Here is a 6,011-nt window from a genome sequence, read left to right on the forward strand (position 1 = left end):
CATAAGATGCGTACAAGGCAAACAAATTCATCCTTACGATGAGTTCATCGTTTACTTGCATCAAAATTGCGCAGAATATTAGCGCATGGGAGGAAGCCTTCGGCCCTCACTCTCTATAAATTGCGCCCGAACGGCTTTCCTCCCTTGGCTCAAGGGAGGATTAATCATGAGGCGAACTTTGCTGTACGCGGCGTCAGCTGCGGTACTATCGCTCGGCGTCTCGCATGCATTTGCGCAGTCGGGCAGCGTTGAGAAAGCGGTTGGCGGCTATAATTTTGCCGAAGCTGCCAAGGAAGCGCCCGGCACGAAAGATTTCCATTCGGCTGACGGTCATTTGACCTTCGCGATCGTGACGCATACGGCAGGCAACGGCTTTTTTGATCCTGTCTATGTCGGCGCGACCGTCGCCGGCAACATGATCGGCGCCAAGATCCTGCTGCTCGGTTCCGAATCGCCGGTAGATGATCCTGCACGCGAGATCGAAATCCTGAACCAGATCGTGCAGGATCCGACGATCGACGGCATCATCATGACCACACCACAGACCGGCGCCTATAACGACATTGTCAAGACCGCAGAAGCAAAAGGTATCCCGGTCGCCACCACCAACTCGTTCGACGCAAGCATCTTGCACCGGAGCGCCATCAGCCACACCGGCCAGGACGCGTCGGCTGCGGCAATCGGAGGTGAGGCGCTCGCCAATTGCGTGCTCGCCAGTGGCGCGACCGGCGGGTCGATCGTGCTGCCGTCCTCTACCGCGATGGGCAACATTGAGGTGAACAACCGTGTCACGGCCGCCTTCAATGCAATTGTCAAGACGTTGAAGGCTGCCGGCAAGCTCGAGGCCTTCAAGGTTGACGCTGGTCCGGAGAACGTGGGCATCGACACGAACCCAAATGACCCGGTCAACGCACTTGTTACGCTTTTTGAGTCGCGTGGTGATGTGGTCGGCGCCTTCACGGCCAACAACGTCTTCACGCCGCCGCTCGTTAAGGCGGTCGAACAGACGAAGAGGACCGGCAAGTTCTGCGCCTATGGCTTTGACCTCGGCCCAGCACAGCAAGAAGGTATCGCCGCCGGGAACCTGACCGGTTCGCTGGGACAGCAGCCCTTCCTGCAGGGTTTCTGGCCGGTCATGCAGCTCTATCTGCAGATCGACCGCGGCATCGCGGCCGCCAATCTTGACACGCGCGCCCAACTCGTGACGAAGGACACGGTTGCGAATGTCGGCAAGCGCTTCGAGAATTGATGTAGCTCGGAACACTTCAAATCGCCGCGGGAGGGCGCGAGTTCTCCCGCACTGCGACGGCAAGGGATCAGAAGAACGCTATGACGCTCATCACGACCACATCGCTCGGCCGTGCGCCGCCCCAGCTCGTCGGCGGCTGGGAGATCGGACTTCTCATCTTCCTTGCCCTCCTCTACTTCGGCGGCGCGCTCGTCAATCCGACCTTCTTCGGTTCAACGGAGGCGCTTCATGCGCTTCTGCGCGACACATCCCGTGTTGGGATTATCGCGGTTGGGATGACTTTCGTCATCGTCAACAGGGATCTCGATCTTTCGGTGGGCTCGATCTACGGCTTGATCGCCGTCGTTTTCGCCAGGTTATTCGCCCCGAGCTTCCTTGATCTCGGCGTCACGACTTCAGTTGTTCTGTGCATCCTTCTTGGCGTCGTGCTCGGATTGATAAACGGGGTGCTGATTACCATCCTGAGGGTACCAGCGTTCATCGCAACCCTGACGACGCTCTTGATCGGCCGCGGCTTCGTACTTGCACTTACGCATGGCCAGGCCATTTATTATTCCGACAAGGCGGCCGGGCATCCGCTCTTCTTCCATCTCGGCGAAACCAACGTCTTGGGCTTCAACAATCAGATTCCGATTGCGATCGTGGTGATGGCGATCGGTGCTTACGTTCTGGCCAAGACGCGCTGGGGATACGAGACCTTTGCTACCGGCGGCAACGAGCAGGCAGCGATCTATGCGGGCATTGCGACGAGCTGGGTGCGTATTCGCGCATACCTGATCTCGTCGCTTTGCGCGACCCTAGCCGCCCTTTTGTCGGCCGCCCAAGATAAGGGCGTGACCCCGCTATATGGCGTGACTTGGGAACTCACCGTCATCGCATCCGTCATCATCGGCGGCGCCTCGATTCTTGGCGGCCGCGGCCGTGTAGTGGGCTCGTGTCTTGGCGCCGCGCTCGTCGTTCTAATCGACAAGGTATTGCGCGAAGGCTGGCCCATTACCCGCATCATCGTCATCGACGGTCAGAACATCCCGGTCAACGCCAAGTACACCCTGCCAGCGGGCGCAGTGCTGGTATTTCTTGGACTCCTCCTCGTCGTCGCCGTGCTCATCGAGCCTTATCTCATGCGCCGCCAGGTCGCAGCCCGGCTCTGGGCATGGCTTCGCAGCAGGCCGCCGCCGCCCGCCTACGAGATCGGCGGCATCGCGGTCGAGGGCGCCCAGACCAAGGGGGCGATGGTAACCGACATGGCGCTGTCGGCCACCGGGCTCGGCAAGTTCCTCGCCCGACGCGACGCGCTCGCCGTCATCCTGACCGCGCTGCTGTGGTTGACGGGCCTCGTTCTGCGGCCTGACTATTGGTGGAACCTATCCAATACCTTCGCGATCCTGCTCAACTACACGGAACTGGCGTTGATCACGGTCGGTCTCACCTATGTGATTGCAGCCGGCGATATCGATCTTTCGGTCGGGGCGGTCCTCGCCCTCGCCGGAAGCGCCGCCGCCTATTTCCTGAAGGTGCTGGGCGCCGACCCCTTCACCGCCGTGGCGATGGGCCTGCTCGCGGGTATGGCCGCTGGCCTCGTCAACGCGATCGTCACGGTCGGCTTCAAGCTGCCGGCCTTCATCGCCACGCTCGGCATGTTCTACATCGCCCGCGGCCTCGCAGCCTGGTTTGTCGCCGGTCAGCAACTGACTGGCTGGCCCGAAGGCTACAACCTGCTCGGCCGCAAGGTAAACGACATCCTCTTGCATTTCGGCATATCACTTGCCGATGGAGTCCTCCGCTCGGTTGCCGAAGTGGTGAGCGTGCAGACGGTCTGGATGCTCCTCGTCGCGCTGATCGCTGGCGTGGTCCTCGCCTACACACCGTTCGGGCAGAAGGTCTACGCCACCGGCGGCAACGTCCGCGCCGCAGCCTATGCCGGCATCAACACCAATCGAATGCGGTTCGTCTCGCTGTTGTTGGCGGCGCTCTGCGCGTCCATGGCAGGGATCATCAATGTCGCTTACTTTCGCAGCTTCAACCCGGTCGCTGGCCAGTTCCGCGAGCTTGACGCCATCGCCTCCGTGATTATCGGCGGAGGCTCGATCTTTGGTGGCTATGGCACCGTGATCGGCGCGCTTGCTGGCGCTGCTGTGATCACGCTCGTCCGGGCACTCTTGCAGCTCAATGTCCAAGGGTTCAGCATGCCGCAGCACTGGATCAATGTCTTCATCGGCGTCATCCTTATCGTGGCGGTGCTCGTCGATATCTGGGTGCGACAGGCCAACATTTTTGGACGCCTGCGAACCCGCCTTACAAAGGGCGCACGAACGTCGGAAACCGTTCATGGCTGATGCTACACCACCCCAGCCGATCGTGGAGATGCGGAACATCGAAAAAGCTTTCGGGGCCGTGCAAGCGCTCCGCAAGGTCGACCTCATACTTTATCCTGGTGAGATTCTTGGCCTGGTCGGCGACAACTCGGCCGGCAAGTCGACGCTGATGAAGATCCTAACCGGCGCCTATCAACGCGACGCCGGTGAGATCTTCGTGGCCGGGCAGCCGGTTCACTTCAAGAGTCCGCACGAAAGCCGTGACGTCGGCATCGAGATGATCTACCAGGATTTCGCGCTTTGCGGGAACATGGATGTCGGTCAGAATATCTTTCTTGGCCGCTGGCCGCTCAAGGGGCCCTTCGTCAATCGGCGGAAGATGTATGCGGAAGCTGACCGTGTGCTGAAACGGCTTAAAGTCGACGTGAACTCCGTGTATCAGAAGGTCGAAAGCCTGTCGGGCGGCCGCCAGCAATCGGTGGCCATCGCCCGCGCGATCTCGTTCGAGCCGCGCGTCGTGATACTCGACGAGCCGACCGCCAACCTTTCAGTGATGGCCACCGAGCGCCTGCTCGAAACCATGCTGGAGCTAAAGAAGCAAGGTGTTGCCCAGATCATCATCTCGCACCGCCTCGTCGACATTTTCGCCGTGGGTGACCGCGTCATGGTGCTTAAGCGCGGCGAGTACGTAGGCGACCGCTACATCAAGAACACCGACGAGCATGAGGTACTGGAGATTATCGTTTCCGGCACGCGCGAGCATGCGCGCACGGCTGATGAAGCAAGGGAGATTTGACCGGTCATGGATTACTTTCCATGCGTGTTGGTCTGATCTGCCCCCAGCGAAACCAGGGTGTCACACAGCCTGGAAAATGCAAACGGCGAGCGCATCTCGGCGCTTGGCGCCTGCACCCGAATTCGCCCGCATAGGAGCCCTTCGCCAAAGGTGAAATGCACCAGCCGCAAAAAATGCCGTATCAAAGGAAATCGCGCTGGAATCAATGGGTTCGACCGCGATAGGCGAAGCCGGCGTCGAAAATATTTGGCAATGGCTGTGCAAAACACGCTCTTGGCGCCAGGCTAGGCTTTGAATAGGCCCAACTTCAATTCAACGCGAGAACACCGGTTTCAAAAGGAAGGATGGATTCATAGGACTTCGCCAGTCTCAACACGCTGATATCCGCTCTCGGTCTGCCAATGATCTGCAGCCCCATCGGGAAATTGTCCTTAAATCCCGCAGGGATGTTGATGACGGGGCAACCCGACAAGGTTGCCAGAGTAACCACTTCCATCCAGCGATGATAGCTGTCCATCGCCTTGCCGTTGATACTGTCCGGCCAGTGTTTTTCCGCCTCGAAGGGAAATACCTGCGCCGAGGGTATCGCCAGAAAATCGTAACTCTCGAAAAGATCCAAGACGGCGGCGTACCAGGCGGTTCGGGTCTGGGTTGCGATCAATAAATCTGTGGCTTTGAGGCCAAGACATCCCTCTACTTCCCAGCGCGCTTCGGGTTTCAAGAGGGGCCGCTTTTCAGGATCATCGTAGAGCGGTTTCAATCGCGCGCTCATGTTGAACTGACGCAGAACGACAAAAGCCCTCCACAGCGCCTCGAAATCGAAACGAGGGGTGACCGGCTCGACAGTGCAGCCGATGGTCGCCATGTGTTTCAAAGCTGCCTCGCAAAGGTCGAGGATTCCCAGTTCGAACGGGAGATGCCCTCCGAGATCGGACAGCCAGCCGATCCGCGTCGCTGAAGGCAAACCTTCCAGGCTGGCAGCATATGACGACACCGGCCGTTCGAGGGACAAGGGCGCGCGTTTATCGTATCCGGCCTGAACATCGAGCAGGAAGGCCAGGTCCTCGACATTGCGGGCCATCGGCCCGTCTGTTCCTAGCTGTGAAAAGAAGGCATCGACTGCGGGCCAGGCAGGCACCCGTCCCTGTGATGGGCGGAAGCCGTAGATATTGTTGTAGGCGGCAGGGTTTCGCAACGAGCCGCCGAAATCACTTCCGTCGGCTACGGGCAACATTCGCAGGGCGACCGCAACGGCGGCGCCTCCGCTCGAGCCGCCGGCTGTCCTAGTCGGATCGAAGGCATTGCGGGTAATGCCAAACACCGGATTATAGGTGTGCGAGCCAAGACCGAATTCCGGCGTATTTGTCTTGCCAATGATGATCGCACCCGCCTTGCGCAAACGCTCGACGGATAGCGAGTCGACATCGGGAACAAAATCCGCGTAAAGCGGTGAGCCGAACGTCGTACGCAGCCCCTTGGTGAGACTGAGGTCCTTGACCGCAATGGGCAGCCCATGCAGCGGCCCGGTCGCATCGCCGCTGGCAAAAGCCCGGTCGGCCATATCGGCATCTTGCAGAATATCTTCCCGATCCCGGAGCGAGACAATGGCGTTGTGAAGCGGATTGAGGGCATCAATCCGGTTAAGGAACGC

The 6,011-nt window shown here is 59.6% G+C and carries 4 protein-coding genes; 3 read left to right on the forward strand and 1 reads right to left on the reverse strand.

The genetic code is table 11. From position 1 onward, the window contains the following. Window positions 1-166 precede the first annotated feature (166 nt). From AAAC48_RS13810 to AAAC48_RS13820, 3 genes are all read left to right on the forward strand, one after another. Window positions 167-1,249: a substrate-binding domain-containing protein gene (locus AAAC48_RS13810; protein ID WP_340654725.1), complete on the forward strand. Its 1,083-nt coding sequence runs from the start codon at window positions 167-169 to the stop codon at window positions 1,247-1,249. Between the two features lie 80 nt (window positions 1,250-1,329). Then, entirely contained in the window at window positions 1,330-3,585 is a 2,256-nt protein-coding gene (locus AAAC48_RS13815; RefSeq protein WP_340654726.1) for an ABC transporter permease, read from the forward strand. Continuing rightward, window positions 3,578-4,360: an ATP-binding cassette domain-containing protein gene (locus tag AAAC48_RS13820; protein WP_340654727.1), complete on the forward strand. Its 783-nt coding sequence runs from the start codon at window positions 3,578-3,580 to the stop codon at window positions 4,358-4,360. Before AAAC48_RS13815 ends, AAAC48_RS13820 begins: the two co-directional genes overlap by 8 nt. 307 nt (window positions 4,361-4,667) lie before the next feature. Here the strand turns inward: AAAC48_RS13820 and AAAC48_RS13825 are convergent. Then, the coding region (locus tag AAAC48_RS13825; protein WP_340654728.1) for an amidase at window positions 4,668-6,011 on the reverse strand (1,344 nt) is incomplete at its 5' end.

Origin of the sequence: Phyllobacterium sp. (genome assembly GCF_037994405.1) — a bacterium.
Lineage (GTDB): Bacteria > Pseudomonadota > Alphaproteobacteria > Rhizobiales > Rhizobiaceae > Phyllobacterium.